At 26.0% G+C, this 25,016-nt stretch carries 29 protein-coding genes and 2 pseudogenes; 30 read left to right on the forward strand and 1 reads right to left on the reverse strand.

Going from position 1 to position 25,016, the window contains the following annotated elements; translation table 11 throughout:
- Positions 1 to 69 precede the first annotated feature (69 nt).
- Both thiI and CRU94_RS03855 read left to right on the forward strand, forming a co-directional pair.
- Positions 70 to 1,530, forward strand: coding sequence for a tRNA uracil 4-sulfurtransferase ThiI (gene thiI, locus CRU94_RS03850; RefSeq protein WP_129105503.1), 1,461 nt, complete (start codon positions 70 to 72; stop codon positions 1,528 to 1,530).
- 32 nt (positions 1,531 to 1,562) lie between these two features.
- Positions 1,563 to 3,491: a hypothetical protein gene (locus CRU94_RS03855; protein WP_129105504.1), complete on the forward strand. Its 1,929-nt coding sequence runs from the start codon at positions 1,563 to 1,565 to the stop codon at positions 3,489 to 3,491.
- Positions 3,492 to 3,514: 23 nt separating this feature from the next.
- Here the strand turns inward: CRU94_RS03855 and CRU94_RS03860 are convergent, their stop codons facing one another.
- On the reverse strand, positions 3,515 to 3,811 hold the full coding sequence (locus CRU94_RS03860) for a DUF3817 domain-containing protein (RefSeq protein WP_129105505.1): 297 nt from the start codon (positions 3,809 to 3,811) through the stop codon (positions 3,515 to 3,517).
- A 117-nt stretch (positions 3,812 to 3,928) separates the two neighbouring features.
- Here CRU94_RS03860 and CRU94_RS03865 point away from each other — a divergent pair, with 117 nt between their 5' ends.
- From CRU94_RS03865 to CRU94_RS03990, 28 genes and pseudogenes are all read left to right on the forward strand, one after another.
- Positions 3,929 to 4,417: an outer membrane beta-barrel protein gene (locus CRU94_RS03865; protein WP_129105506.1), complete on the forward strand. Its 489-nt coding sequence runs from the start codon at positions 3,929 to 3,931 to the stop codon at positions 4,415 to 4,417.
- 68 nt (positions 4,418 to 4,485) lie between these two features.
- On the forward strand, positions 4,486 to 4,869 hold the full coding sequence (csx20, locus tag CRU94_RS03870) for a CRISPR-associated protein Csx20 (RefSeq protein WP_129105507.1): 384 nt from the start codon (positions 4,486 to 4,488) through the stop codon (positions 4,867 to 4,869).
- A complete protein-coding gene (locus CRU94_RS03875; protein ID WP_129105508.1) occupies positions 4,862 to 5,239 on the forward strand; it encodes a hypothetical protein in 378 nt (125 codons plus the stop codon). The genes csx20 and CRU94_RS03875 overlap by 8 nt, the downstream gene beginning before the upstream one ends.
- A gap of 32 nt (positions 5,240 to 5,271) precedes the next feature.
- Positions 5,272 to 5,637, forward strand: coding sequence for a hypothetical protein (locus tag CRU94_RS03880; RefSeq protein WP_129105509.1), 366 nt, complete (start codon positions 5,272 to 5,274; stop codon positions 5,635 to 5,637).
- Positions 5,612 to 6,406, forward strand: coding sequence for a CRISPR system precrRNA processing endoribonuclease RAMP protein Cas6 (cas6, locus tag CRU94_RS03885; protein ID WP_129105510.1), 795 nt, complete (start codon positions 5,612 to 5,614; stop codon positions 6,404 to 6,406). The genes CRU94_RS03880 and cas6 overlap by 26 nt, the downstream gene beginning before the upstream one ends.
- The gene (locus tag CRU94_RS09690) at positions 6,403 to 6,957 is read left to right on the forward strand and encodes a hypothetical protein (protein WP_258237381.1); all 555 of its coding nucleotides are present in this window, start codon (positions 6,403 to 6,405) and stop codon (positions 6,955 to 6,957) included. The genes cas6 and CRU94_RS09690 overlap by 4 nt, the downstream gene beginning before the upstream one ends.
- A 35-nt stretch (positions 6,958 to 6,992) precedes the next feature.
- Positions 6,993 to 7,787 (forward strand): Cas10/Cmr2 second palm domain-containing protein, encoded by a 795-nt coding sequence (locus CRU94_RS09590; protein WP_375153674.1) that lies wholly within the window; start codon positions 6,993 to 6,995, stop codon positions 7,785 to 7,787.
- A gap of 1 nt (position 7,788) precedes the next feature.
- On the forward strand, positions 7,789 to 8,340 hold the full coding sequence (locus CRU94_RS03895; RefSeq protein ID WP_129105511.1) for an RAMP superfamily CRISPR-associated protein: 552 nt from the start codon (positions 7,789 to 7,791) through the stop codon (positions 8,338 to 8,340).
- Positions 8,337 to 9,707 carry a hypothetical protein gene (locus tag CRU94_RS03900; protein WP_129105512.1) on the forward strand — a complete coding sequence of 457 codons (1,371 nt, stop codon included), beginning with the start codon at positions 8,337 to 8,339 and terminating at the stop codon, positions 9,705 to 9,707. Before CRU94_RS03895 ends, CRU94_RS03900 begins: the two co-directional genes overlap by 4 nt.
- 9 nt (positions 9,708 to 9,716) lie before the next feature.
- Positions 9,717 to 11,009: an RAMP superfamily CRISPR-associated protein gene (locus CRU94_RS03905; RefSeq protein ID WP_129105513.1), complete on the forward strand. Its 1,293-nt coding sequence runs from the start codon at positions 9,717 to 9,719 to the stop codon at positions 11,007 to 11,009.
- A complete protein-coding gene (locus tag CRU94_RS03910) occupies positions 11,006 to 11,437 on the forward strand; it encodes a TIGR04423 family type III CRISPR-associated protein (protein WP_129105514.1) in 432 nt (143 codons plus the stop codon). The genes CRU94_RS03905 and CRU94_RS03910 overlap by 4 nt, the downstream gene beginning before the upstream one ends.
- Positions 11,434 to 13,827, forward strand: a complete 2,394-nt coding sequence (locus CRU94_RS03915; RefSeq protein WP_129105515.1) for a TIGR03986 family type III CRISPR-associated RAMP protein — start codon at positions 11,434 to 11,436, stop codon at positions 13,825 to 13,827. The genes CRU94_RS03910 and CRU94_RS03915 overlap by 4 nt, the downstream gene beginning before the upstream one ends.
- Before the next feature lie 10 nt (positions 13,828 to 13,837).
- A complete protein-coding gene (locus CRU94_RS03920; protein ID WP_129105516.1) occupies positions 13,838 to 15,157 on the forward strand; it encodes a CRISPR-associated DxTHG motif protein in 1,320 nt (439 codons plus the stop codon).
- 59 nt (positions 15,158 to 15,216) lie between these two features.
- A complete protein-coding gene (locus CRU94_RS09695; RefSeq protein ID WP_258237382.1) occupies positions 15,217 to 15,345 on the forward strand; it encodes a hypothetical protein in 129 nt (42 codons plus the stop codon).
- A 156-nt stretch (positions 15,346 to 15,501) separates the two neighbouring features.
- Positions 15,502 to 15,798 (forward strand): annotated as a pseudogene (locus CRU94_RS03925) (CRISPR-associated endonuclease Cas1); the annotation flags it as partial.
- Complete coding sequence (gene cas2, locus CRU94_RS03930; RefSeq protein WP_129105518.1) at positions 15,785 to 16,057, forward strand: CRISPR-associated endonuclease Cas2; 273 nt, start codon at positions 15,785 to 15,787, stop codon at positions 16,055 to 16,057. The pseudogene CRU94_RS03925 and the gene cas2, both read left to right, overlap by 14 nt.
- A gap of 861 nt (positions 16,058 to 16,918) precedes the next feature.
- Positions 16,919 to 17,143, forward strand: a complete 225-nt coding sequence (locus CRU94_RS03935; RefSeq protein ID WP_129105519.1) for a hypothetical protein — start codon at positions 16,919 to 16,921, stop codon at positions 17,141 to 17,143.
- A gap of 109 nt (positions 17,144 to 17,252) precedes the next feature.
- Positions 17,253 to 17,774 (forward strand): outer membrane protein, encoded by a 522-nt coding sequence (locus CRU94_RS03940; RefSeq protein ID WP_129105520.1) that lies wholly within the window; start codon positions 17,253 to 17,255, stop codon positions 17,772 to 17,774.
- Positions 17,775 to 17,797: 23 nt separating this feature from the next.
- The gene (locus CRU94_RS03945) at positions 17,798 to 18,085 is read left to right on the forward strand and encodes a hypothetical protein (RefSeq protein ID WP_129105521.1); all 288 of its coding nucleotides are present in this window, start codon (positions 17,798 to 17,800) and stop codon (positions 18,083 to 18,085) included.
- A 123-nt stretch (positions 18,086 to 18,208) separates the two neighbouring features.
- Entirely contained in the window at positions 18,209 to 18,610 is a 402-nt protein-coding gene (locus tag CRU94_RS03950; RefSeq protein ID WP_129105522.1) for a hypothetical protein, read from the forward strand.
- Between the two features lie 49 nt (positions 18,611 to 18,659).
- The gene (locus CRU94_RS03955; protein WP_129105523.1) at positions 18,660 to 19,583 is read left to right on the forward strand and encodes a WYL domain-containing protein; all 924 of its coding nucleotides are present in this window, start codon (positions 18,660 to 18,662) and stop codon (positions 19,581 to 19,583) included.
- 50 nt (positions 19,584 to 19,633) lie between these two features.
- Positions 19,634 to 20,563 (forward strand): SPFH domain-containing protein, encoded by a 930-nt coding sequence (locus CRU94_RS03960; RefSeq protein ID WP_129105524.1) that lies wholly within the window; start codon positions 19,634 to 19,636, stop codon positions 20,561 to 20,563.
- Positions 20,556 to 20,990: an NfeD family protein gene (locus CRU94_RS03965; RefSeq protein ID WP_258237384.1), complete on the forward strand. Its 435-nt coding sequence runs from the start codon at positions 20,556 to 20,558 to the stop codon at positions 20,988 to 20,990. The genes CRU94_RS03960 and CRU94_RS03965 overlap by 8 nt, the downstream gene beginning before the upstream one ends.
- A 20-nt stretch (positions 20,991 to 21,010) precedes the next feature.
- A complete protein-coding gene (locus CRU94_RS03970; protein ID WP_129105526.1) occupies positions 21,011 to 22,537 on the forward strand; it encodes a B12-binding domain-containing radical SAM protein in 1,527 nt (508 codons plus the stop codon).
- Positions 22,530 to 23,231, forward strand: a complete 702-nt coding sequence (locus CRU94_RS03975) for a DUF481 domain-containing protein (RefSeq protein ID WP_129105527.1) — start codon at positions 22,530 to 22,532, stop codon at positions 23,229 to 23,231. Before CRU94_RS03970 ends, CRU94_RS03975 begins: the two co-directional genes overlap by 8 nt.
- A 173-nt stretch (positions 23,232 to 23,404) precedes the next feature.
- Positions 23,405 to 23,593, forward strand: a pseudogene (locus CRU94_RS03980) (transposase); the annotation flags it as partial.
- Positions 23,594 to 23,802: 209 nt separating this feature from the next.
- On the forward strand, positions 23,803 to 24,429 hold the full coding sequence (locus tag CRU94_RS03985) for a DUF1819 family protein (protein ID WP_129105529.1): 627 nt from the start codon (positions 23,803 to 23,805) through the stop codon (positions 24,427 to 24,429).
- The gene (locus CRU94_RS03990) at positions 24,426 to 25,016 is read left to right on the forward strand and encodes a DUF1788 domain-containing protein (RefSeq protein WP_129105530.1); all 591 of its coding nucleotides are present in this window, start codon (positions 24,426 to 24,428) and stop codon (positions 25,014 to 25,016) included. The genes CRU94_RS03985 and CRU94_RS03990 overlap by 4 nt, the downstream gene beginning before the upstream one ends.

Here is a 25,016-nt window from a genome sequence, read left to right on the forward strand (position 1 = left end):
TCTAATGTCAAACCTCTATTATCTCAAAAAATGGTATAATTAAACCTTAAAAATTTATGGGTAGAGAGTATGGAAGAACAAAATATAAAAACACAAAAATTTATTATCAAATATTTCACAGAGATTATGATAAAAGGAGATAGTGCAAAAAGGCATATGATTCAACAGCTTTATGTAAATTTGCAAAGTATCTCAAGTAGAATTAGTAAAGATATAAAAATTAAAAAATTTTTTGACAAAATAGAGTTAGAGACACCAATTGAGTTTAGTGAAGAGTTAAAACAAAAACTTTTAACTACATCTGGAATACAGCAAGTTTTAGAGGCAATTACTATTGAAAATATGAATAGTTTAGATGATATAAAAGTTGAAGTAAACAAATATATGGCAAATACAATTATAGATAAAACTTTTGTTGTAAGAGCAAAAAGAGTTGGACAACAAAACTTTAAATCTATGCATATAGAGCAGACAGTTGGTGGATATATGTTGGCAAATAATCAAACAAAAGGTGTTAAGCTAAAAGATGCTGATGTTACAATAAAGCTTGAATTAGAGCATAATAAGCTTCATATAATTACTAAAAAGTATGAAGGAATGGGTGGTTTTCCAATAGGAACTCAAGGTGAAATTTTGAGTTTAATGTCGGGAGGATTTGATTCAACAGTTGCTTCATATTTAGCAATAAAAAGAGGAGTAAAAACACACTATATATTTTTTAATCTTGGTGGAGTTGCTCATGAAATTGGAGTTAAACAAGTTGCTTGGTATTTGTGGAGTAATTATGCAAGTTCTCATAGTGTGAATTTTATAACAATACCATTTGAAGATGTTGTTGGACAAATTTTTAAAGATATAAGCCCTTCATATATGGGAGTTATGTTAAAAAGGCTTATGGTTCAAGCTGCACAAGAAGTTGCAAAAAGTTTTAAAATAGATGCTTTATTAACAGGAGAGAGTGTTGCACAAGTTTCAAGTCAAACTCTAAGAAATCTAAGTTTAATAGATGAGGTTAGTGATATATTGATTTTAAGACCACTTGCTTTTATGTCAAAGCCTGATATTATAGAACTTGCTTCAAAAATTGGTACAAAAAAGTTTGCTGAAGCTATGCCTGAGTATTGTGGAGTAATATCAAAACACCCTGTAACATCTGGAAGTTTTGAAAGAGTTAAAAAAGAGGCACAAAATTTTGATTATACTGTTTTAGATGAAGCTGTTAAAAATGCAAAAGTTAAAAAAATATTTGAAGTTTTAGATGATGTTTGTGATATTGGTACTTTAGAAGTTGTAAATAGTGTTGAGAAAAATGATATTGTAATAGATATTAGGCAAGGTGATGATACTATAAAACTTGATTGTGAAGTTTTAAAAATACCATTTTATAGATTGAAAAATGAGTTCAAAAATTTGGATAAAAACAGCAACTATCTTCTATATTGTGATAAAGGTGTTTTAAGTCAGCTTCATGGACAATATCTAAAAGATGAAGCAGGATATACAAACATAAAAGTCTATAGACCAAATTAAATTTAAAAAATTATAGATAAAAGGAGATATATATGAAAAAATTATCAATTTATGTTGCGTTGATTTTTTTAGCTTTTGTTCTACTATTTTTTATAGTTAGAAACTCTATTGAAAATAGAGTAGATGCAAAAATAAAAGAGTTGAATCAAAATGGTTTTTTTGTAAATATAAACAAAAATATTGGTTTTTTAGGCTTTGAAGCAAAAGGAAAAATTGAGATAGCTTATCCATATAAAGCTATGGTTTATACTATAAATCAAATGAGTGATGGAGAGCTTAAAAAGCAGTTTCAAGACTACTTAGAGCTGTTGCCAAAAGATGAGATTGATGTTTTTGTTGAGGGTTTAACTTTTGATTATGATATTGTTTCAAATAGTTTTGCTACAAAATATGATTTAAATTTATATCTAACTAAACTTCCAATTAGATATATGCAACATCAAAACTATTTTGGATTAGTAAATGCTCTTCCAACAAATATGATGCAGATGCTAAATAATAAAGAGATTAGAATAAATATAGACCAAGATGGAAATTTCAAACTTGATGATTTGACACTTGCATTAAAAAATAGTGGTCTTTTAAATATTAGAGGTGTAAATGGAGATAAAAAAACTCTAAATATACCATTATTTAAAGTTGAAAAAGCATATTATGGTGGATATATTGATGAGAGATTAATTATTGAAAATATGAATTTCTCATATTTTGAAAATAAAAAAAGTAGTAAAATTGACTCTAAAATATTTATAGAAAATTTTACTCACAAAAGATATGAAACTATTTTAGAGTTTAAAAATTTAAAGCTTGACTCTTATTCAAAATATCAAAATGATGATTTACAAATGAGAGCTGATTTATCTTTTGATACTTTAAGTAAAAAGAGATATAACTTTGATTTTACAAAAGTTTTAAACAACTATTTAGAGTTAAAAGATTCATCTTTTGTTGTTAAATTTGATAATTTACCATATAAAGAGTATCTTGATTTTTCAGCTTCAACTTTAACAATTGATTATAATAAAGCTTTAGAGAAACAAGATGAGTTTTTTGATCTTCTTTCTCAATCTGATTTTATGATAAGTTTAGAAGGAAATTCAAATGATTTATCATTTATGAATGATAAATATTATGAAACATTAAAATTTGATGCCAAAATAAAACCTATAAATTTTACAAATTTTTCAACTCTAAATGATATATTCTCAATATTTAAAGTTGATATAGAGATAAATAGTAAATCTACACAAAAATTTTCTCAAGCTATTTTTAAAGATTTTATAGAACAAGATATAGTTTTTGAAGATACAAATCAAGACAATATCAAGAAATTGGCTATTGAGTTAAAAGAGGATGGACTTTATATAAATGGTAATTTAGCTATTGAAGCAGATGAGTTAATAGTGCAAAATAGCTATAATCCAAATAACCAATACAATAGTTTAGGTCATCAAGACTATTTATATAATACAAATTCAAAACTTTATCACACTTATGAACTTATCTCTCCTAATTTATTAAGAGTAAATTTCAAATATAAAACATCTTTAAAAAATGATTTAATAAATGGTGGAATTAGTGTATCATTTCCACAAATTTTAGATAGCTCAAGAGTAAAAGCTATTAACTCAAAAACATTTAAAGATATAAAAACTTATCAAGCTGGTGATGATATTTTAGGAACTACTTTAAATACAAAAGATATAAAAGCACAATATCTTCAAATAGATGCTTTTGATGATAAATGGAGCAATATAGATGAAGAGAAAGAGTTTAGTGTAGATTTTGATATTAGTGGTTTAACTTTTAATACTTTAGAGATAAATTTAAGAGCTTATTCAAACTCAAAAGATTTAAAAAGTGAATTTATACCAACAAGTGTAGATAGTTTTACAAAAGATCAACAAAACTACTATATAAAAATTGCTGATATCTATATTTATGATTTAATCACAAAGTAGAATCAAGAAGATTGAATTTTATTTCAATCTTCTTTTAAACTCTTTATATTTTTCTCTATTAAAATAAATAAAAATGGAACTAGTGAATATATAAAAAGTTTTATACTAAAAAATAGATTCCATCTTTTTTGAATCATAACTCTATATAAAGCCAAACAAAAAAGAATAAAAAATATCCCGTGTAACATTCCAAACACTTTTACAGCCATGGGTTCTGCAAAAAAGTATTTTAAAGGCATGGCAAAAAATAGTAAAATAAGATATGAAATCCCTTCAATTATTGATATAGCTCTAAACTGAGCAAGTTTTGTTCTAAACATTTTAACCCTTAAAATTTTTTTGAGGCTTATTATATAAAACTAAACTATATAAGAACTTAGAGATTTTTTAGTTATTTTTAAATATAGTACATCAAACTAAAAAATCATAGGGGAAAAATGAAACTATTTTTTAAACTATCACTTATTACAATCTTTTTAACAACTTTTTTAAAAGCTGATCAAGAAAACTATTTTTATATTGGTACATCAAATGCAAAAATAAAGAATGATACATTTACAGAGCTAGGATTTGGTTATGGAGCTAGTAGATATCATGACTCTATAATTGTTGGAGTTTTTTTTGATTTTAATTATGGAAATGCAAAATTACAAAACAAAAAAGATAGCGTATATACATTTTCTACAGATTTAAAACTAGGTTATGCTTTTTTAAATAGAGATTTCTCTATTTATGCTCTAGGAGCTGCTGCTTTACAAAGTATTGGAAATATCGATGCTGCTGGTTTTGGATATGGTGGTGGAGCTGAGTATAAAATAGCAAAGAATTTTGCATTAAATTTTGAGTATAAAAAGTATGATATGACTTCTAATAAAGAAGATTATGATTATGAAAAATCAAATTTATATTTGAAGATTATTTTTTAAATAATAAAAAACGACAATTTCTGTCAAAAAAACAGTATAAAATTAATTAAATTTATTAAGGATTATTTATGAATAAAATGTTTTTGCTATTTTCTCATACTTTAACAAAAAATCAAAAAAATGATGCCATCAAAAGTTTTGGTATAGAAGAGTTTATATATCTTCCAAAAGATTTACAAGAGCTTTTTAGCAATGTGCCTAATGATTTAAAAAAGTTGAGTGAATATTTAACTCCAATAAAAATTTTTTTAAAACAGTACTCAAAACAGGGAGATTTTGTTTTGATTCAAGGAGATTTTGGTGCAACTTATATTTTAGTAAATTTTGCAAAAAGTTTGAAACTAAAAGCAGTATATTCAACTACAAAAAGAGTTGTACAAGAGTTTGAAGAAGATGGAAAGATTATTAAAAAATCAATATTTGAGCATGAAAGGTTTAGAGAATATGAATAAAAATTGTATAAAAGAGCTTTTAAATAAGGAGTATTTTATCTATATACTTTTTAGATTTTTAACTATGACAACCATAATACTTGCTATATTCTTTTTATTAAATATAGAGTCTGTTGGAAATATATATTTTGTTATATCTTTATTTGTAGTTAATATCTTTTTGACTATTACTACAAGTAGATTAAAAACTCCAAAATTAGCAAAGTGCTTGTATAAAACGCCTATTTATGTAAATATTTTTGTTGGTTTATTTATCTATCTTGGGCTTGGACTTTTTGTAATATCAGCAGCAACAGGTTTTGGGGATATAAATATTGTTTATTTTAGCTTTGTTTATTTTTGGAGCTTCTATATATTTTTATATTTGTAAGAGAAATAAAATTTTTGAAAAAAAGGATAGTGATGTTTGATTATATATTTAAACTAATTACGGATGTTACAGTTTGGTTTACTTTTTCTACTATGTTATTGATGGGTTTCAATACATATAGATTAATAAAAAGATTAAATAAGATAGAGATATATTTTAATGATACGAAATTACCAATTCCAATGCTAAGAAAAGAGTGCACAAGAGGTGAAATTCAAGGTGTTTTAGGCGTTTTTACAAAAGATATGCAAAGATATAATATTGAATTTATGGGAACTATAGAGTATTTAAATAGACTTACAAGTGTTCAAAATAATAAATCAAATAAATTGGTAATAGATATAAGCGAAAAAGAGTTGGAGCAGTTTAAAGATGAACTATACAAAACTAACAATTAAGATAAATAGTAGTGATAAACCACCATATTTTATGGGCTCTCAGCTTCGTGGTGCTTTTGGTTATGCTTTGAAAAATATAGCAAATATAGATAATGACAATATATATAGCAAATTTTTTGAAGAAAAAGATGTAACACATCAATATAGATTTGATATAAGGTTAGGAGTTCAAACCTACAATTTCTCTTTTTATCTTTTTGAAGAGTCTTGTGATGAGATTTTTGCAGTTATTTGTGCTTTTCATGAGATGCTTACAAAAATCGGGCTTGGAAAATCAAATAAAACATACAATAATTTTGAGATTATTTTAAATGATGATTTAAAAATAGATATAGAAAATCTTCAAAAAATAGAAAACTTAGTAAAAATACATGAAGATAAAAAATATTTTAAAAATATTGTTCTAACTTTAGTAACTCCATTAAGAATAAAAAAAGATGGACTTTTTGTCTTAGATGAAGCTATCACTTTAGAGTCTATTTTAAACTCAATTTATCAAAGAAGCCTAAACCTACAAGGCAAAAAACCGACTAAACTTCCATTTATTCCAAAATATGAGATTATTTCAAAAGATATATATTTTAATGATTTAAAAAGATATAGCAATTTACAAAAAACAAGTATGAATTTAGGTGGTATTATGGGAGAGATAGTTATTTCAAATTTAGATGAAAAAAGCTTTAAGCTACTTTGTTTAGGAGAGTTAATAGCTGTTGGAAAGCAGACTGTTTTTGGACTTGGAAAAATTAATATAGGAGAGTATAGATGAGTAAATATTTATATGGAGCATCAGTTCAAGGTATTCAAGATTTTATTTTTAAAACAAATAAATTAAAAGAGATAATAGGTGCTAGTAAGATTATTGAAGATATGGATTCAAAAGATTTTCAAACAGAATATAATTTAAAAGAAAAACCAGAAAAACTACTTCAAGCTGCTGGAAATATCAGACTAAGATTTAATAATAAGGAAGATTTAGAAAAAGTTGTTAAAAATTTTCCAAAAGATATTATGCTAAGAGCCTATGGAATTACTATTTCTCAAGCAGTTGTAGAAGATACAAATGATTATAAAAAAGACTCGAAAGAATTAGAAAAAAAGTTAAAAATCCAAAGAAACAAAGTATCAATTCCACTTGATTTTCATTTTAATATTTTAAAACAAAACCCACGAACAGCACTACCTTTGGTTAGTAGTGATAAAGATAAAGCAACAGAGCAAAAAACAGTGGTTTTTCAAAAATTTGCAGATATTGAGAAAAGAGAAAATAAGAAACTATTTTCAATATTGAAGATTTATCAAACAATAAAAACAAAATAGCAATCATACATGCAGATGGAAATGGTTTAGGAAATATTGTAAAAGAATTAAATGAAACTGAAATTGTAAAGTTTTCAGAAAAACTTGATAATGCTACAAAAAAAGCCTATGAACTTGCAAGTAAAGGTATAAAAAATATTAGAAAAGTAATCTTAGGTGGAGATGATTTAACTGTGATTATTGATGCAAATGAAGCTTTAAAATTTACAAAAAAGTTTTTAGAAGAGTTTGAAATAGCTACTAAAAATATCCATAAAGGTTATGATTTAACAGCTTGTGCAGGGATAACTTTTTGTAATGAAAAATACCCTTTTCACTATGCAGTTAAACTAGCAGAAGATTTATGTTCACATGCAAAAAAAGATTCAAAAGATTTTGCCAAAGACAATCATCTCCCTTTAGCACCATCTTCAATTATGTTTCACAATATTCAAAGCTCAAATGTAGAAAGTTTTTCAAAATTTATAGAAGATGAACTTACAATAAATGGTGTTAGATGTGATTTTGGAGCATACTATTTAAAAAATCTATCAAATAAACCAACTATAGAAAATCTTGAAAAAGTTATAGAAGATTTCAAAAAAGAGAACTCTCCAAAAGGAAGATTAAGAACTTGGCTTAGTGATTTAGAGTTTGATAAAACTTATGCACAAAATCAACTAAAAAGAATCAAAAAAATGAGTGAAGGAAAATGGAAGAGTGAAAACCTTTCAAAACTTTATGATGGATTAGAGCTTGATAATCTAGTAGTAGAAAAAGATGAAAAACAAAAAACACCAATCTATGACATATTACAAATATTATCAGTGATTGATGAAAGTGAGAAGTAAGATGAGATATAAAGTTACATTTTTAGATTATTGGCATTTAAGTAGTGGTTTAAGTGCTGGAGCAAAGTTTGATAGTATGGTTACTAAAGATAAAGATAATTTACCATATATTCCTGGAAAAACTATAAAAGGTTTGATAAGAGAAATGGCAGAACTCACTTGTAACAAAGAGTTTGTTTTTGAGTGTTTTGGAAGTTCAAGTGATACTAAAGATTATTTTTACAGTGAAGAGAACATACTAAGCAAATGCTATTTTAGTAATGTAGAAATAGAAGAGAATACAAGAAAAATGATAATCAAAGAAAAACTACAAAATCAACTTTTTGATGAAATAGCCTCTACAAAAATAGATGAAAATGGCATCGCTGAATCTGGAAGTTTAAGAGAAATAGAAGTTGTAGTACCTATCTGTTTATTTGGTGAAATAAAAAATATTCCAGATGATTATAAACAAGAGATGATAAAAGCTCTAAAGAAAATAAAACGAATGGGTTTAAATAGAAATAGAGGTTTAGGAAGATGTAAAATTGAGATAATAGGAGAAGAAAAATGAGACAAAGAGATTTTAAAGTAACTTTTCTAAGTGATATAGTTCTTCATGCTTCTTCAAATAGTGAAGGAAATATTGAAACTTTGGACTATATTACAGGTTCATCATTTTTGGGAATGGTTGCTAAAAATTATGATAAATTTGAAGACCCTTTTAATATTTTTCATAGTGGTAAAGTAAGATTTGGAGAGGCAAGACCACTTTTTGAAAATAAAACTACATATAAAGTACCTTTTTCTTTCTTCTCTCCAAAACTTGATTTTGAAAAACAAGAGATAAAAAACAACCACTTTATAGACTATGAAGACCCAAAAGAGCTTGATAAACAGTACAAACAAATAAGAAGTGGATATATAACTTCAAATTTAGATTATATAAATCTTGATTATAACTATTCACAAAAATCAGCTTACGACAAAGAGCAAAGAAGATCAAAAGAGTCTTCAATGTTTGGTTACAATGCTATAAAAAGTGGCACGATATGGAAATTTACTATCAAATTTGATAAAAGTTTAGATGAAAAAATAGAGAAACAAGTATTAGAAAATATTTTGGGTGAAAAATATTTAGGAAAATCAAAAACAGCTCAATATGGAAAAATATTAATAGAAGAGCTAAAAGATTTTAAAGAAGAAAACTTAGAAAACTTAAACCCAAAAGAAATAACATATGTTTATATAAACTCATCTTTAGTACTATTTAATGCAAACGGTATGCCAAGTTTTGAACCTACAATTGAAAACTTAGGTTTGACAAATGCTTCAATATGTTGGGAACAAACACAAATAAGAACAAAAAAAATCACTCCATATAACTTTAAACGACAAACAAATGACTACTCAAGATTAATCATAGAAAAAGGTAGTGTAATAGCACTTAAAAATGCTTCAAATGAAGATATAGAAGTGTTAAAAAGTGGAATTGGTGGATATTTAAGTGAAGGATATGGAGAAGTTTTGATAAATCCTAGCTTCTTATTAAAAAAAGATACATTTGCTCTAAACAAAGTAAAAAATAGAAAAATAGAGCAAAATATAGATGAAACTAAAATAGATAAAGCTCTACTTGCCTTTTTAAGTGCCAAAGAAGATAGTAAAAATGCAAATATTGATTTAAGCCAAAGAGTTCAAAACTTTATAGTTAAAAATGAAGATAAATTTAAAAATGTTTCAAATTCACAATGGGGACAAATAAGAGTTCTAGTTCAGTTTGATAAAGATAACTATAAAGATAAAATCAAAGAGTTTATAACAAAAGGTGTATCAAAAACCAAATGGGAACAAGGGCAAAAAGTACTAAGCGATATAGTAGATGATGAGGATATAGAGTTTGTAAAACTTTTATCTATGATGATGTCAAAAGTAAAATAGGATTAAAAAATGAAAAATATATTTATAGCACATATAGTAATAGAAGCTAAAACTGCTCTAAAAGTTGGTTCAGGAAATACCGATTATTTAAAAGATAGTCCAATCCAAAAAGATTGGAATAAATTACCTATGATTTTAGGAACTTCATTGGCTGGAGTTTTAAGAAAAGAGTTTGATAAGAATACAGCAAATATTTTATTTGGAGATGATAAATCAAATAAAAAAGATGCAAAAGGCTCAAAAACTATCATCTCAAATGCACTTCTTTTAGATGAAAAAAAAGAGGTAAATGAAACTTTGCTTTTAGAAAAATCAGAATTTTTAAAAATCTTTACAGATTTACCTCAAAGAGAACACAATGCAATGAACGATAAGGGTGTAACTATAAAAAATGCAAAATTTGATGAAGAAGTTATATTTAAAGGTACACAATTTAAGTTTAGTATAGAGATGATAGATTCAAATATAGATGAGTTTAAAAATGTTTTAAATCTTTTATCTAAAAACTCTTTTAGAATTGGTGGTGGAAGTAGTAAAGGATTTGGGCAAATAGAAGTTTTGGAGATAACTTATGATGAGTTTGATGTAAATAGTGATGAATATATAGAACTATCAAGTAGTTTAAATATGAAACTATCAAAAACTTATGAGATAAAAGAGTTTGATGATAAAAAATATAAAAAATATAAGTTAATTTTAACTCCTGATGATTTTTTTATGTTTGGAAGTGGTTTTGGGGATAAAGATGCAGATATGACACCAGTTTACGAAAAAACTGTTGATTATAAAAACAAGAAACTAAGTGAAAATAAAATCCTAATTCCAGCAAGTAGTGTAAAAGGTGCGATTTCTCATAGAACTACATATCACTATAATCTTATAAATAAAAATTTTATAAAAGAGAATAATGAAAATAAAGCTGAAGTAGTAGAAGCTATTTTTGGAGCAAAAAAAGATAAAAAAACAGATGGTTTTAAAGGAAATATCCTAATCTCTGATGTCTATTTAGAAAAAGATGTTCAAGAAAAAGATACAAAGGTATTTGAGCATGTAAGTATAGATAGATTTACAGGTGGAGCAATAGATAGTGCCTTATTTCAAGAAAAAACAGTAGCAAGTTGTGAGAGCTTTACTTTAGAGATACTTTTAAATAAAGAAAAAATAAAAGATGAGGTAGCTATAAAAGCATTTGAAAATGCTCTAAAAGATATTACAAATGGAATGCTTCCTTTGGGTGGAGCCACTACAAAAGGGCATGGAGTTTTTAATGGAATTTTAAAAAGAGATGGAGAAGAGATATGAAGACAAAAAAAGAGCTAAAAGAGTTTTATGAAGGATTAAAAGAAGAGTTTGAAGGATATATTCAAATGTCAGATGAGAAACTAAATAAAATATTTACTACAAAACAATCTTTGCCATCTTGGAATACTCTTCATAATGGCAAAAACTTTATACTTGAAGCTTGTTTGTTTGATGCAGATAGAAGCATTACTATAAGACAAGTAAATGATAAATTTGCAGTTATAGATGAAAAACTATCAGATTTTAAAGATGAGCATAAAACACAAGAGCAGTTTTTAGCAAAATCTATTGAAAAAAATATAAACTTAAAAGCAAAAATAACTCAAATTTGGGAAGAAAAAGAGGATGAATATTGTCTAAATATAAAAGTTCTAAAACCAACATTACAACTTTTTTCTGGATTTGAAATAGTAGGAGATAACAAATGATAACAGCACCATATAATTTTGTACCACTAAACAAAGAGGTTTATACTCCATATTGGGCAGATTTAGTAAGTCATGATATACCTTTTGAAGATGGTGAGAGTGGAGAGATAGATATAACTATCACAGCTAAAAGTCCAATATTTATAAAAGATAGTAAAAATAAAGAGGAGTTTTGCAACCACAATGGACAATACTATATTCCAAGCTCTTCTATAAAAGGAATGGTAAGAAATGTTTTAGAGATAATGAGTTTTTCTAAATTAAGAGAAGAGCAATTTGATGATAATACATATGCTGTAAGGGATTTAACAAAATCAACTAATTTTTATATGACAGAGATGAGCCAACAAAATAATACTACATATTGTGGTTGGTTAAAAAAAGTAGATAATGGATATATCATAGAAGATTGTGGAGTTCCTGGAAGAATTCATCATAATCAAATAGATTATGCTTTAAAAGTTGAATTTTCAAAATATTTTTCAAAATCAGATAATATATTCAAAGCTAATGATGGAAATCAAAAAACAGCTAAGTATAAATATAAATTAGTTGGAGATAAATTCCATGAGATAACTCTATCGGAAAAATATTTTTCTGAAACAAATAAAAAATATGATAAAAGGGAGTTTTATAAATATGATAAAAATGGTAAAAATAAAGCTACTTTAGTTTTAACAGGACAACCAACACCAAGAGAAAATACAGGAAAAATGGGTGATGGGAAAGGCTTTGAATTTCTATTTTTTGAAGCAAAAAAAGAGCTTGAAGTTTCAAAAGAACTTATGGAAAAATTCAAATTTGCTTATTTTGACAAAAGAATAACAGAACCAAAAGAGTCTCCAGATTGGACATACTGGAAAGAAAAATTAGAAAATGGAGAAAAAGTACCAGTATTTTTTCAAGTAAATGAGCAAAAAAAAGTTGAACACTTTGGTTTATCATATTTATATAAACTTTTCTATAATTTTAGTGTAAAAGATGGCATAGAAAATATCCATTATGAAGATAATTTAGATTTGACTCAAGCTATCTTTGGTTATATAAATAAAAGAAAAAATCTTGCTTTAAAAGGTAGAGTTATTTTTAGTCATTTTAAAGCAGTTGAAAATATAAAAGAACTTCACAATAGAACGGAAGTTTTAGGTACTCCAAGAGCTTCATACTATCCAAACTATATAAGACAAAATAGAGATGATAGATATTCAACTTATATGGATGGAGATTTTAAAATATCAGGAAGAAAAAGATACCCAATTCATAAAAATGGAGTTAAATCAACAAAAGATACTGGAAATGAAAATATAGGAACAACTTTCAAGCCACTTGATAGAGGAGTAATTTTTAAGGGTAAATTAAAATATCACAATCTTAAAAAATTAGAGTTAGGAGCTATTTTATCGGCATTAACTTTTCATAATTCAAAAGATTGTTATCACAACATTGGTATGGCAAAATCTTTAGGGTATGGGAAAATATCTTTGGATATAAATAATTTTGAAAATATAGATGAATATTTAAGAGAGTTTGAATTAAATATCTCAAGTCAAATAGAAAATTGGTCACAAAAAGATGAGATAAAAGAACTTTTAACAATGGCAAGTGAACAGGATAATAAAGGAAATTCAAAATTAGAGTATATGGAACTTGAAAATTTTGCAAAAGTTAAAAATGCCACAGAGAGTTTAAAGCAATATAGTAAACTAGATGGTATTAAAATAAAAACTTTAGAAACAAAACTAAAAAGTGAAGATAAAGAGCTTGTAAACAAAATTTTTGAAGAAGATAGATTAAAAATAGAGCAAATAAAAGAGACTGAGAAGCAAAAAGCACAACTTGAAAAAGATTGGAATATTGTAATATCTTCAACAAATATTGATACACTAAAAAACTTTATAGAGAAATATCCAAATGAACTAGAAAAACTAGAAGAGATAAATCAAACAATATCTAAACTAGAAGATAAAGAGAAGCAAGAAAAAGAAGAAAAAAGGCAAAAAGAAGCCAATGAAAAATGGCTTTCTATAAAAAAACTTGAAAGTAAGTTTATGCAAAAAGCCTTAGAAGACTTTATCTCAAATTATCCATATTTTAAAGATATTGCAATAGTACAAAAAGAGCTTGAAAACTTTTCAAAATCTTCAAAATCATTAAGTTCAAATATAAGCTTAGATGATTTGAAAAAAGCAAAAGATGGAAAAAGAGTAAAATCAATTTTGGAAAAATTAGAAAAAATAGAAGATAGCCAAAAAAATGAAATTGTAAGCATCATAAAAAATCTAATACCAACTTTAAAACCAAAAGATAAAAGTAACTTTTTTAAAGATGCTCAATTAGGAAGATTTATAGGTAAAGAGCTTGAAGAAGAGTTAAAGATAAATTTTGAATAATAGGAAAAATATGAGTATAAAAAGTGGATTAAAAATAGTTAAAAAAGCAAACCCTAAAATAGAAAATATAAAAGAAGAAAAAGTTGAAAAAAAGCCAAAAACAAAATCAGTAATCACAATTTTAGGTATTCAAGGTGGATTTGTAGATAAAATTAAAGGAGTAGTATTTTCAAACTTTGAGCATAAAGCTGACTATATTTTTGAAAATGAGACAAAAGAGTATTTTAATACCCTTCCACAGCTTATAGAAAAATACAGTTCATATGAAATTATTCCAATATTTACAGAAGATGCAAAACTTTTCAACCAAGAAGTTTTAGAAAAAGGATATTCAGATTTAAAAGTAAATTTCAATAATAGATATTTTATAAAAGATGATAAAAACTTTGAAGATATTTTCAAAATTATAAATGAAGCTATAAGCTCTTATGATGAGGTAATAGTAGATGTTTCTCACGGTTTTAGACATCTTCCTATTTTGATGATTGTTGATTTAATCATACAAAATTTTCAAAATACAGAAAAAATTTCTAAAATCCTTTTTGCAAAAGAGATAAAAAAACATGAACCAAATAGCAAAGGATTATATGAAATAATTGATTTAAAAGAGTATTTAGACCTTGCAAATATCTCTTTTATACTTACTACTTTTGAAAAAAACTATACAGTTGCAAGTCATATAAAGTCAGTAAAATATGAAAAACTACTAAAAGAACTAAATGATTTTTCAAATGATTTAATGGCTTTAAATATTGGAAATCTTTTTAAAACTTCGGATGATTTAATAAAAGAATTGGACAAAATAGAAAATATTTCTATAGAAACTCAAGCTAAAAACTTAAGAAAAGTTATAGAAAATCTTATAAATTATGATAAAAATAAGATGTATGAGTTTTATTATAATTTATCAAAAGATCTATTTGAAAAAAACTATATTCTTCTAAGTCTATCTCTTTTATATGAAAGTACAGTTTTATATATTATTTATGATATTCAAACAAAAAATATGGATATTTATAAAAAACTAGAAGAGCATTTTAAAAAAATAAAAAAAGATAGTTATATCTATCATTTGGGAAATTTATTAAAGAATTTATATAAAGACTATGAAGATAATAAACAAGTTAATAGAAATATAATAAATCAAAATGAATATAAATTACTTCAGAATACACATAAAAATTTAAATATAAAAACATTGCTACAAGAGATAAATAATAAAAGAAATGATTTAGCTCATGCAAACTCTACAAAATCTTTTCAAGATATAAATAAAGAAGTAAAAAATCTTATATTTAAATATGAAATTCAAATTATAAATAAAAAATAAAACGACACTTTCTGACAAAGTTTTCATATATAATCCTCAAAAATAAAAAGGAAATATATATGAAAACAACTTTAAAAATAAAAACAAACGAGATAAAAACAAGAGTAACTTGGGGATTTAAACCCACAACAAGAGTAAAACCTAGCAAAAAAATATACAAACGAGAGAAAAAAAGCATTATTTATTAAAAAGGAAAAAATATGAAAAACTTGATAGCAAAAGATATTTTGACAAATAAGATAAAACTACATAAAAAACATTTGGAAAAATATCAAATATGTTTAGATAAAAATAGTTTTAAAGAAAATTGAAAAAGCCAAAAATATAGAAGAGCTCATGGTTTTGAACCATCTATTGGATACTTGCACACGCCATTTCGTGAACACAATGCTTTAGCATCTGATTTAATGGAGCTTTTTAGAGCAGATATAAATGAAGAAGTTATACAAATATTTAAAGAAAATCTTCTAAGCTTAGATGATTTTACAAAAAAAGGTGGAGTCTATCTAAAATATGAAGCTAGAAGTAAGATTTGGAAAAGATTTTTAGAGCTAGAAGCAAGATTAAAATCAAAGCTAGATAAAGAGGTAGCAAACATAAGATCAAAAATCTCAAAGGATATTTTAGATGAAGTTGCATGATTATATTATTTGTTATGATATTTCAGATAAAAAAAGATTGGTAAAAATATTAAAACTACTTGAAAAAACAGCAGCTAGAATACAATACTCTATATACTTTTATCCAAAAGTAGCAAAAGAGTGTATAGATGATTTAGTAGAAAAATTGAATAAACTAATAAATCAAGAAGAGGATGATATAAGAATTTATAAAATTGATGTTAAAAATAGTATCCATCTAAAAAGTGGTATAGATTTGCAAAATCCATTTGTGATTTGATACTAATTTAAAGGGTTTTAAATGCTTTTAAGCTACTATTTTGTTTTGTTATTTAAAAATCTATTGTTAACTTTATATAAGATTTTTTTAAGAGTAACAAAAAACTTCTATCTAGCTATTTTTGGGCTAGATTTTTTTAAAACTACTATCTTTTTTATATTTAAGCAAAATATAAGATATGGAAGTAGTGATTTTATGGTATATAGAAGGATTACAACATTGACCCGATTTATTTTGCCTTTGGCAAATTCAGTCATCACTAAAAATCACGAAATCGCCAAGGCTCATTTCTATTTTTAGGACTCAGAAGAGGGGATTGAAACACTTGTTCATTTCCATTTTTATCAACATACGGCTTATTACAACATTGACCCGATTTATTTTGCCTTTGGCAAATTCAGTCATCACTAAAAATCACGAAAAGCTAAAGCTTATTCTATTTTTAGGATTCAGAAGAGGGGATTGAAACTGAGCTACTTGCCTACCTACTCTTCCTCTTCTTATTACAACATTGACCCGATTTATTTTGCCTTTGGCAAATTCAGTCATCACTAAAAATCACGAAATCGCCAAGGCTCATTTCTATTTTTAGGACTCAGAAGAGGGGATTGAAACTGCTCTAATTCAGCTTTTATTCTAAAAGATTCTGTTATTACAACATTGACCCGATTTATTTTGCCTTTGGCAAATTCAGTCATCACTAAAAATCACGAAAAGCTAAAGCTTATTCTATTTTTAGGACTCAGAAAAAGGGGATTTTGATTTACAATTTTAAAAAGTATAAAGTATTAATAATCTAAAACGACAAATTGTGTCAGAAAAAGATACTAAAATATTATAATAAACTATAAAGGAGTATATATGGGAATACTATTTATTCTTGGAGTAGGTTTTGTGATTTTCGCTTTATTTAAAGTCTATACAAGAAATGATGAGCCAATAGATGTTGGTAGTCAAGAAAACGACTATGAAAGAGTTTTATTTTATGATGCTCTTGATAGAGAAGAAGAGAAAAACAAAGATACATCTTCGTTTTTTGATTATTTAGATAATGATAATAGTTTTTTTAGTAGTGATGATGATTAAAATATTCAAGAACTTGTACTCGAATTTAAATATAAAAAATAAAAAACGACAATATTTGTCAAGACAATAAAATATAATTCCTTTCTAAATTAAACAAAAAGGAAAAAATATGAAAAAAATCACAAAAATTGCTTTGACAACAGCACTTTTAACAACTGCATTAAATGCAGATGTAGTAAAACATTTTGGAGTTACAGCAATAAACTCAGATGTAAAGCTTGAAGATGCAGATAAATTTACAGAGTATGGGGTAAATTTTGGTCTTACAAAATATTTTGATTCAAATATTTTACTTGGAGTTGATGCTTCAATTACTTTTGGTAATATGGACTTTTCTTCAAATGGTCAAACAGACTCTATTTTGATGACAGGTGTAGCAGGTGATGTAAAAGCTGGTTACTCATTTTTTGATAAAAAAGTTGATTTATATGCAACTATAGGTTTTGCTGGACAAGGATTTGACAATGGTGAGTCAGATTCAATAGGTTTTGGATATGGTGCTGGAGTTCAATACAACTTTGCACAACACTGGGCAGTAGCAGCTGATTATAGAAAATATGATATGGATTATGAAGGTTTAGTTGATTATGATTTAAACAGAGTTGCAGTTACAGTTAAGTATCTATTCTAAAACTATTTAAACAAGGAAAAAATATGCAAAAAAAATTATTTCTAAGCTTAGGTTTATTGTTTACTATTTTGGCTTTTACAGGATGCAATGAAAATACAAATCAATCAAAAATTTGTATCTATGCAAATGAAGAGGAAGTTAGTAAGTGTAAAGTTGGAGAGCTTTCATTTTTTGCACCAAACTCTTGGGGAAGTGAAAGATTGCCATTAATCGCAGTAGCTACATATTGTGACACGAATCACCAAATTATAATGAACAATTCAGGTGTAATTTGTAGATTTATAAATAAAAGAGAAGGTATTGATAAATAATCAAATCTCTCATTGGCAACTAACTATCTATTTCATATCTAGTTAGTTGCTAAATTAAAAATAAAAAACGACAATTTCTGTCAAACTTTTTGTATAAAATAATAAAAACAAAAAGGAGACAAAATGAATAGAAATTTCGAACCAGTTTGGGCAGTAAATAGCAATGAAATTGGTCTTATACTTATAGGAATGCTATTAATGGCGGCATTTCCAATCTTACCTATTTTGGATATACCTACTTATTTAGTGAAAACAGAGCTAAAAGATTTACCACTTATAGTTAAAATTGCAACATATGCTTTTTTTATTTGGTTTTATATTTATGTAGTAATTCGTTTAGAGATGAAACTTTTATCTATCTTTTTTAACAATTTTGTAAGAAAACACTATGTAAAAATAGTTTATATTCAAACAATTCCTCTTGCATTTTTAATCTCTTCATTTAGATCAGAGAGTTTTGAAGCTAATTTCTCTTTTACAATTTCACTATTGATTGAGTTGCTTTTTAAATGGCTATTTACATAATTTAGTCTCAAATAGGTATAATAAAAACTTTTAAAAAAGAGGTAAAAACTTGCAAACAAAAAAATCAATACTCCAACTACAACTACTAAAAGAGCTATTAGAAGGGAAAAAAGTTTGTTTAAAAACTTTCTCATCAAAATTTGATATAAGCCTTAGAAGTGCCCAAAGATATATGCAGGATTTAATAGAAGTTTTTGGTGATAATATATTAAAAGATAGTGAGCTTTATAGTTTTGTTTCACACTCTATTTTGGATAAAAATATTTTAAATTTCAATAAAAAAGAGCTAGAAAACTTTGTAGATTTGTACTCTTTGCTTGATTTTGATTTTTCAACAAAATTAGATGATAAAAACAGAACAATACTTCAAAAAATGGAAAAAAAGTACTCTTCTACATATTTAATAAAACAAAACCCATTTGAAAATTTTTTACAAAAAAAAGAGTTGTTGTTTCAAATAAAAGATGCAATCAAAAATAGAAAATATGCAAAAATAGAGTACACAAGTGACAAAAAATATATTTTTGATCAAGCAAAGATTTTAAAAATAGTATTTGCTGAAGGAAATTTTTATATAGCAGTTTTAACACCTGATGAGATAAATAGTGGTTTCAAGTTTTTAAGATTGAGTTTTGTAGATAAAATAGATTTGTATGCAACTACTTTTAAAAAAGAGTATGAAGCAGAAGATTTTTTAAAAAAATTTCAAACTCTTTTTTCAAACTACAAAAAAGAACCATTTGAAGTAGTTTTAAAAATAGATGAGAGTGTAAAAAGATTTTTTATAAATAAAAAGTTTTTATCTTCACAAACAATTTTAGAAAACAAAGATGATTTAATAGTAAGTTTCAAAGTTACAAATAGTATGGAGATTTTGCCTTTGGTTAAAAAGTGGTTACCAAATATAAAAATAGTCTCTCCAAAAGAGATAAAAGAGCAGTTTGAAAAAGAGTTGAGAGAGTATTTGAAATAATATTTTGTTATAAGAAGATACAATATTAAACTAAAAATATAGGAGACAAAATGGAAGCAACAATAACATTTGCAATTGCAATAATATTTTTTGCAATTGTAATAATATCAAGAGGTGTAAAAATAGTATCTCAATCAGATTTATATGTGATTGAAAGATTAGGTAAATTTCACAAAGTTTTACATGGTGGATTTCATATAATTATTCCAATTATAGACAATGTAAGATCAATTTTAACATCAAGGGAGCAGTTAGTTGATATAAACAGACAATCTGTTATTACAAAAGATAATGTAAATATCTCAATAGATGGTATTGTTTTTTGTAAAGTTGATGATGCTACTATGGCAACTTACAATGTTATGAACTTCAAAAATGCAATTGCAAACTTAGCAATGACAACTTTAAGAGCTGAAATTGGAGCTATGGTTTTAGATGATACTTTATCAAATAGAGAGACTTTGAATGCAAAACTTCAAACAGAGCTAGGAAGTGCTGCTGCAAACTGGGGAATTAAAGTAACAAGAGTTGAAATAGCCGATATTTCTGTTCCTGCATCAATAGAAAAAGCTATGAATATGCAAATGGAAGCTGAGAGAGAAAAAAGAGCTATTCAAACAAGAGCAGAGGCTCAAAAAGAGGCACAAATTAGAGAAGCAGAAGCTTTTAAACAAAGTGAAATTTTAAAAGCTGAAGCAATAGAGAGAATGGCAGATGCAAAAAAATATGAGCAAGAAAAAGTTGCAGCTGGTCAAAAAGAGGCTATGAATTTAATAAACGAAGCAATGAGCCAAAATGAAAAAGCAGCTGAGTTTTTACTTGCCAAAGATAGAGTTGCTGCTTTTAAAGCCTTAGCAGAAAGCTCTAGCACTGATAAAATGATACTTCCTTATGAAGTAACACAGATGATTGGAAGCACATCAGTTTTAGGAGATGCTTTTTTCAAAGGTGCATCAAACACAAAGGCAAACAATGCCTAATGCAATGGAATTTTATACTCTAATAGCTTTAGGAATTTTACTTTTAGCTTTTGAGGTTTTTGTAGCATCTTTTGTGATTGTTTGGTTTGCTTTAGGATTCATTTTAGTTGGTTTTATATCACTGTTTTATGGTTTTGAAAATATCCTTTGGCAACTTATTTTAATATCTGTTTTATCAATAGTTTTATTAATTCTTTTTAGAAAAAAAGCTTTAAAAAGATTCTCTAAAAGTGAAAAAGATATAAGTGATAACTTTTTCAATGAGAAAGGTTTTGGAGAGTTTAAGCTGGGGCAAATATTTTATAAAGGAACTTTTTGGCAAATTGAGCCAAGTTTTGATATAAAAAATTTAAGTGAAAATGAAAAAGTGAAAGTTTTAAAAATTGAGAATAATTTTATATTTATTGAAAAACAAGATAACAAATAAAATAAGAAAAAGAATAGAAATTGAATAAACAAAAAGAGATAATATTAACAACACTAAACTCAAGATTTTCGCACTCAAGTCTATCTTTAAGATACTTGTTTGCAAATCTAAAAGAGTTAAAAGATGAAGCAAAGATTTTAGAGTTTGTAATAAATAGCCAAAATCAAACAATAGTTGAAGAGATTTTAGAGTACAAACCAAAAATTGTATTAATCTCAACATATATTTGGAATGCTCAAGATGTAGCCGAAATTGTAAAATATATAAAACTAATAAGCCCAAATACAATAGTAGCTCTTGGAGGTCCAGAGATTAGTCATCTTCCTCATAGAGTTGATTTTCAAGCTGCTGATTACTTTATGTTTGGAGAGGGCGAAATAAGTGTCTATAACTTATGTAAAAATATCTTAGGTGGAATAAGACCAAAAGATAAGATAATTCATGCAAAGCCAGTTGAGTTTGATAAAATCGCTCTACCATATGATTACTACACAGATTTTGATATAAAAAATAGACATATTTATATAGAAAGTAGTCGTGGTTGCCCTTTTACTTGTGAGTTTTGTCTATCTAGTATTGACTCATCAATGAGGTATTTGCCTATCGATGTTTTTTTAAATGAGATTGATAAACTTTGGAATAGGGGGGCTAGAAACTATAAGTTTATAGATAGAACTTTTAATCTAAAAATATCTTATGCAAAAGCTATTTTGGACTATTTTTTATCAAAAGATGAGGACTATTTTTTACATTTTGAGGTAATTCCTGATAATTTTCCTCAAGAGTTAAGGCAGAGATTAAAAAAGTTCAAAGCAGGAAGTTTACAACTTGAAGTTGGAATTCAAACTCTAAATTTAGATGTTGCAAAAAATATAAACAGAAACCTAAAAATTGATAAAATCAAAGAGAATCTAGCATTTTTGAGTTCTGAGACAAATGCTCATATGCATATAGATTTAATTGTAGGATTACCAACAGAGACAATTGAGAGTTTTGAGGAAAATCTTGATTTACTTTATACTTTAAGTAGTGGTGAAATACAAATTGGAATTTTAAAAAAACTATCTGGAACTACCTTAAATAGGCACGATGAACTGCATGGTATGGTTTATAATCCAAACCCGCCTTATGATATTTTAAAAAACAATTTGGTAAGTTTTACTCTCATGCAGGACATGAAACGATTTGCTAGGTTTTGGGATATTGTTTACAATAGTGGAAATTTTGTAAAAACTTCAAAACTACTTTTTAAAGATGGAAAAGTGTTTAAAAACTTTTTTGATTTTAGTAAATGGTTGTATAAAAGAAGTGAAAGTACTTTTAAAATCTCACTTGATAGAGTTGCTGAGTATTTGTTTGAGTATTTAAGCCGTGATTATGAAGAGGAGATTTTGGTAAAAACAATTTTGGATGATGTGATGATGATAGAGGGTAGAAAAATCCCACCATTTTTGAAAAAATATAAAAAGTATGAGAAAGATTTTATACAAATTGAACAAAGCCGTGCAAACAAAAGACAGATTTTAAGGATGGAAAATAATGATTAAAAACTATAAAAAACTACTAATATTACCAATTTTATTAAACTTTGCAACTGCTGTTGAAAATGAAGGAAAAGTTGAGTTATCTTATGTAAATACAAGTGGAAATACACAAACAACTACACTAGCAGCTGATGCTGAAGCAAAATCAAAGATTGATGATATAGAGCTCAAATTCAAAGGTTCAATAATAAAAAGTAAAGACAATGATGAAGAGTCGGCAAATAAGTATCAATTAGAGCTACAATCTAGTTATATGTTTACAGATAATTTTTATACATATTTGGGTGCAAATTATGTAAAAGATGAGTTTTCTGATTATGATTCAAGATTAAATATTAGACCTGGACTTGGTTATAAGTTTATAAATACAGATGACCACCTTTTAGATATAAAAACTGGGGTTGATTACTCTTTGGATAAGTATAAAAATGGTAAAAAAGATGAGTATGCTGCTTCAAAATCTGAGTTAAATTATAAATATCAAATAAAAAAGGATGTTGAATTTAAGCAGATGGTAAACTATCTTGTATCTATGGAGGATAGTGAAAAATACTTTGTTACAAGTGAGAGTAGTGTAAATGTAAAGATGGTTGGAAACTTATCTTTAGGAGTTAGTTATAAAGTTGATTATACAAATCAAACACAAAAAGAGAAAACTGATAAAAAGTTTTTAACATCTTTGATATATGATTTTTAAGATTTTAAATGAACTATAGAATGGTTATTTTTTCACTTTTAGTGCTATATATTCTTGCAGATATTTTTCATACATATTTTATTAAGTAAGTATATTTTTAATTACTTTTTGGTTTAAAACTCTTTAGGGTACAATCTTGCTTTTATGAAATAAATATAATGCCACTAAATATTAAGATAAGAATAGTTTTAGAGCTATTAGAAGGTGATGCTAGGATAAATCAAATAGCATCAAAGCATAATATCACAGTAAAAAGTATTCAGAACTGGAAGAAACAATTTTTGGAAAATGCTTTTTTAGCATTTGATGTAGCAGGAGCAACTAAAACATATAAAGATGAGATTGAAGAGTTAAAAGCTGATAGATCCCAAGCATAAAGAACTGACTACATCAGAGCAATGTGAGATATTAAAATATCTATGAATGGTAAAGGAAGATCTATTGATAATATTACAAAGCTAGTTGGAATTAATTTTTATAGTTGTTTTATCTAATATAGTTTCAATTATTCAAAAGCAAAAAAAAGGTATTCTAAAAGCTATTTGTATAGATTTTAATTAAGAGAAAAAGATTGAGTAATAATTATATATTTTCATATACAGCAGCAACTTTAATGTTACATGAAACGCAGGAAGTTGCAAAAAAATATTTAGAATTTAGAGATTGGGATAAAGTAAAAGATTTGGTAATTGAAGAAAATATTATGCAAAAGCAATCAATATCTTCACGAAAAAGAGTTTTTATAGAAATTAAAAGAAGGGTAGAATCTTTAACTTCTCAACAATTAGAGCATTTTAAAGATGCAAGTAGTTCAGATATAAGAGATCTAATATTTTTAGCTATTTTAAAAACATACAGATTTATTTTTGAATTTATAGTTGAAGTTATTTTAAAAAAGTTTTTAATGTTTGATTATAAGATATTAAATAGTGACTATGAATCATTTTTTGAAAGTAAAAAATATGCAATAGAACAGTTAGAAAATATTACTCAAAACACAGAGTATAAATTAAAGCAAGTTTTATTTAGAATACTTGAAGAATCAATGTTTATTGATAGTACCAAAAATAAAAATATTTTAAAACCAAGCTTGAGTGATGAAGTAATAAAGCTAATAGTTAAAGATAATCCAGCTTTTTTAAAAGCCTTTTTATTTACAGATTATGAGATTGATAAAGTTAAAGAAAGGTATTTATGAAATTAGAAAGAGTTGAAGAAAAATTTGAAAAATTATATCAAACTTTTACAAATGAAAATTTTTTATCAATGGAATCTATTGGTGGAGAGATACCATTTTATATAAGTTCATATAATCCAGCACAAGAAGTTTCTATATTTAGTGAGATTGAAAGGTTAAAAAATAGATTAAAAATAAATGGAATTTCAGTTTATGAAATTAATCTTTTTGAACTGGTTATGGAAATGCTTAAAGATAGAGGAATTTTAGAAAAACTAATCCAAAAAGAGCCAAATCTATCAAAAGAAAAGCTTTATAAAACAATACAAGGTGCTATTGATACTCAAAAATATTTAATTCCAAAAATAGAAGAGCTAACATCAAATAATTCTTCAAATATCTTCTTTTTAACAGGAATTGGACAAGTATATCCATTTTTAAGATCTCATATGGTTTTAAATAATCTTCAAAATGCGGTTAAAGATAGACCAACAGTTATGTTTTTTCCAGGAGTATATGATGGCACAAGTTTAAGTTTATTTGGAAAATTAAAAGATGATAATTATTATAGAGCATTTAATTTAGAAACAGTAAATTTAGTTAAATAG

The sequence above is a fragment of the Arcobacter sp. AHV-9/2010 genome (assembly GCF_004116575.1).
Classification (GTDB): domain Bacteria; phylum Campylobacterota; class Campylobacteria; order Campylobacterales; family Arcobacteraceae; genus Aliarcobacter; species Aliarcobacter skirrowii.